We start from the raw sequence: 4,029 nt of genomic DNA, 5'->3' as shown, positions 1-4,029 counted from the left end.
GGCGAAGGCGCGGATCCAGCCGGGCAGACGCGCCATCAGCCGGTCGGCATCGGCGGGGCCGAGATCCGCGCCCACGCCGCGCCAGGGGTTGTTCGCACCATCCGCTTCCACGGCCCGCGCCGCGAGGTCGCGGACCGCGTCGCGCTTCGCGGCGATGGCCGCGCCATCCCAGCCGCCGGCATCGAGCGTGAAGTCCGGCACCGCCGCGCCGCGCCGGCGCAACCCGACCAGCGTGGCGATCACCTGGTGCAACGGGATGCCGGAAGCGCCGGCCGTGGCGCGCATCGCCGCGGCATGGCGGTTGAGCCGCCCGCGCAGCGTGGCCAGGCGATCGATCACCGCCTGGCGGTTCGGCCTGGGCGGCGGCGGCAGCGCGAGGGTGGCGCGCAGCTCATCGAGCACAGCGCGCTTCGACTGCTTCTCGCTGTGCAGTTCGAGGCAGGCGGCGCCGAGGCCGATATTCTCCAGGCGACGCTTCACCACCTCCAGCGCCGCGAGCTTCTCCGCCACGAACAGCACGGAGCGCCCATCGAGGACGGCCTGCGCCAGGATGGTTGCGATGGTCTGCGACTTGCCCGTGCCCGGCGGGCCCTGGATCACCACATGGCCGCCGCGGCGCACGGATTCCGCGGCCAGCGCCTGGGACCCGTCCATGTCCACCACGTGATCAAGGCGCTCGACCGGGATCGCCTCGTCCACGTCGGTGTCGTCGGGGAAGGTCGGTTGCGTGGCGAGCGGCGCGCCGCCGACCAGGGCCTGCACCAGCGGATGGTCGGCGAGGCCTGGATTCTCCTCCGGCCCCAGGTCGCGCCACATCAGGAATTTCGCGAAGGAGAACAGGCCGAGGGCGAGGGCGTCGGGGTCGACGGACCAGTCGGCGCGGTCCTTCACGGCGGATGCGACGGACTCGGCCCAGGCCTCAGGCGTGTACGTTTCCTCGTTGAACGAGGGCAGTTCCGTTCCGAAGTTCACCTTTAGCATTTCGCGCAGAGACAGATTTTCGCTGACCTCCGTCATCCCCATGCTTACGCGAAAATGCTGCGACACACCTTGGCGCTCCAACGTCACGGGCAACAGCGCAAGCGGCGCTCGGCGCTCAGTGGTCGGGGTAGCCGGATCGCGCCAGGACAGCACCCCGAGTGCCAGATACAGCGTGGGGACGCCGGTCTCCTCCCGCGCGGTGCGCGCGTCCGTCATCAGGTCACGCAGGCGCCGCACCAAGTCGGTGGGTGGCAGGAGAACGCGCAAGAGTTTGTCGCTTTGCCACTCCTCGCGGCTCAAGGTGAGGTCGGCAATCGCGACACCGTTGGCTTTCTCTGTCGATCTCCTAGTCCGGCGCTGTCCCTGCTTTGGCTTCGTCTCACTGCCCGGCAAAGGCTCTGCTGACGGCTCCTCCCCGGCCGCCTCAAACCCGAAAGCGCGGCCTTTCTTTAGTTCATCGATCACAAAATCCGCGTTCTCGTCGTGAATGATGACCACGCCGCGCGATCGCCCGGGCTTCGGCAGCGACAGCAAACGGTTGCGGGTCGAGAGGTCGAGGAGGGCGCGGCGCGCCTCCTCCAGGGCCTGGCGAAGCTCGGTCATGCGCCCCCTATAGCGCGGCGGATCGAGTCCTGCGCGCCTCACGCATCGGCCGCGCCCAGCAGCCGGCGCAGGCGGAGTTCCTCGAGGTCCAGTTCCTCGACCAGGCGGGAGAGCAGTTCCTCCTCCACGCCGTCCTCATCGCGGTGGCGGATAAGCCTCGCACGACCGGCGCGCAGCGCATGCAGGCGATGTTCCAGGCGTGATGCGCGCTCGGCGGCGATCGGGCCCTGGTTGATGCCGTCCAGCAGTCGCACGCGGTCGCGGTATTCGGGCAGCAGGTCCTGGGCGATGCTGCCCGCCAGCAGGTCCTCGGCGCGGCGTTCCATCTCGGCCAGCGACGCGCGGGCCACCAGGGCGCGCGCGGCGGCTTCCTCGGCCGACATGCCGGGGCGGCGGCGTTCCTCGATACCCAGGCGGCGGATCAGCCATTCCAGCGTGGTGCCCTGCACCACCAGCGTGGCCAGGATGGCGCAGAAGGCGAGGAAGACGATCAGGTCGCGCTCGGGGAAGGCAACCGGCAGCGCCAGCGCGGCCGCCAGCGAGACCACGCCGCGCATCCCCGCCCAGGAGATGATGACGCTGTGCTGCCACGACGGCATCGGGTCGCGCCGCCGCACCGAAGGGATCTGACGCGGCAGCCAGGTGGCAGGAAAGACCCAGACGAAGCGCGAGACGATCAGCGCCAGCGAGACCGCCACCGCGAGGCCCGAGACGCGCCAGCCGCCATATTCATCGAGCCGGTCCAGGATCCCGTTCAGCTGCAGCCCGATCAGGATGAAGATCAGGCTGTTCATGATGAACTCGACGAACTCCCAAACGGTGCGCGCATCGCGGCGCGTGCGCGCTGTGAGGCCGTGTTGCGCGCGGCCCAGCACAAGTCCGGTCGCGACCACCGCGATGACGCCCGAGACATGTATGAATTCGGCCGCGAAGAACGAGGCGAAGCAGGCGACGAAGGACATCGACGTCTCGAGCAGCGTGTCCTCGAGCCGGCGGATGGCGATGACCGCCGCGCGCCCCACCGCCCAGCCGATGACGACGCCGCCCAGACCCAGCGCGACGAACGACACCCCGGCCTCCAGCGCCGAGAAGGTGCCCGCCAGCGTCGCCGCGACGGCCAGGCGGTAGAGCACCAGCGCGCTCGCGTCGTTGATGAGGCTCTCGCCCTCCAGCACGATCACGATCCGCCGAGGCAGGCGCAACCGCTGCAGGATGGAGGCGGCCGCCACGGCATCGGGCGGGGCGATGATGGCCCCCAGCGCGATCGCCGCCGCCCAGGGCAGGCCCGGGACCAGCGCCTTGGCCACCGCGGCGATGCAGATGGCGGTGAACAGCACCGCGCCGATCGCCAACGCCAGGATCGGGCGCAGGTTGCCCCTGAAGCCGCTCCAGTCGGTCCGGTAGGCGCTGGCCATGAGCAGCGGCGGCAGGAAGAAGGCGAGCGCGATCTGCGGGTCGAGCTCGACCTGCGGCACGCCGGGGATGAAGGCGAGCGCCATGCCACCCAGCACCAGCACCACCGCGTAGGGGAGCCGCGCCCGCCGGGCCACCAGCGCGAAGCCGATGCAGGCCGCGACCAGGACGAGCAGCGTCTCGACGATGTGCATGCCCCGCCTGTGTGCCAAGCCGGGCCCGGAATGGGAAGTCCGGGCTTGGAGACCGGGGCCAGGCTTCCCATTTTGGGAAGCATGCTCGATGCCCCCCTGCCCGCCGCCGACGATCCGCTGCTCGATGCCTATTCGCGTGCCGTCACCGCCGCCGTCGCGCGGGTCGGGCCGGCGGTGGTGCATATCGCGGCGGGGCGCGGGTCGGGCTCAGGCGTGGTGATCTCGCCCGACGGGCTGATCCTGACCAACAGCCATGTCGTGGCGGGCGCGACGCGCCTCGAGGCGACGGCACCGGATGGCCGCCGCTTCGCCGCGCGGCTGCTGGGCGACGACCCGCCGAGTGACCTCGCGGTGCTGCGCGCCGAGGCGCCGGGCGCGCTGCCGGCCGCCGAACTCGGGGACTCCGCGGCGCTACGGCCGGGCCAGGTGGCGATCGCCATCGGCAATCCGCTCGGCTTCGCCAATACCGTGACGGCCGGGATCATCAGCGCCGTGGGCCGGGCGCTACCCGCCCGCGGCGGCTGGCCGATCGAGGACCTGATCCAGACCGACGCCGCGCTGAACCCCGGCAGTTCCGGCGGCGCGCTCGCGGATTCCGCGGGTCGGGTGGTGGGCATCGCAACGGCGGTGATCGCCGGCGCGCAGGGACTCTGCTTCGCCGTGGCGGCCGACACGGCGCGCGTCGTGCTCGGCCAGGTGCTGCGCTTCGGGCGCGTGCGCCGGGCGGTGCTGGGCCTTGCGGTCGAACGGGTTGCGCTGCCAGGGCGGCTTGCCCGCGCGGCGGGGCGCGAGGGCCAGGGCTTCGGCGCGCGCATCGCAGGTCGGAAGAGCGCACGTC

3 protein-coding genes are annotated in these 4,029 nt (G+C 71.5%); 1 reads left to right on the top strand and 2 read right to left on the bottom strand.

All coding sequences use genetic code 11. The features are described from left to right. Both HW578_RS23745 and HW578_RS23740 read right to left on the bottom strand, forming a co-directional pair. Positions 1-1,584 (bottom strand): DUF4011 domain-containing protein (locus HW578_RS23745; protein WP_198373182.1); only part of this gene is annotated, 1,584 nt, incomplete at its 3' end. 38 nt (positions 1,585-1,622) lie between these two features. After that, on the bottom strand, positions 1,623-3,191 hold the full coding sequence (locus tag HW578_RS23740) for a Na+/H+ antiporter (protein WP_198373181.1): 1,569 nt from the start codon (positions 3,189-3,191) through the stop codon (positions 1,623-1,625). A gap of 81 nt (positions 3,192-3,272) precedes the next feature. Here HW578_RS23740 and HW578_RS23735 point away from each other — a divergent pair. Then, positions 3,273-4,029 (top strand): S1C family serine protease (locus tag HW578_RS23735; protein ID WP_198373180.1); only part of this gene is annotated, 757 nt, incomplete at its 3' end.

The sequence above is a fragment of the Roseomonas rosulenta genome, assembly GCF_016106005.1.
Classification (GTDB): Bacteria; Pseudomonadota; Alphaproteobacteria; order Acetobacterales; family Acetobacteraceae; genus Neoroseomonas; species Neoroseomonas rosulenta.
Note: the sequence above shows the minus strand (reverse complement) of the source record. Positions and strands in the feature narration are given on the sequence as shown.

Coding starts and splice junctions, on each gene's coding strand:
- HW578_RS23740 (WP_198373181.1), bottom strand. CDS start 3,191: ATGCACATCGTCGAGACGCTGCTCGTCCTGGTCGCGGCCTGCATCGGC.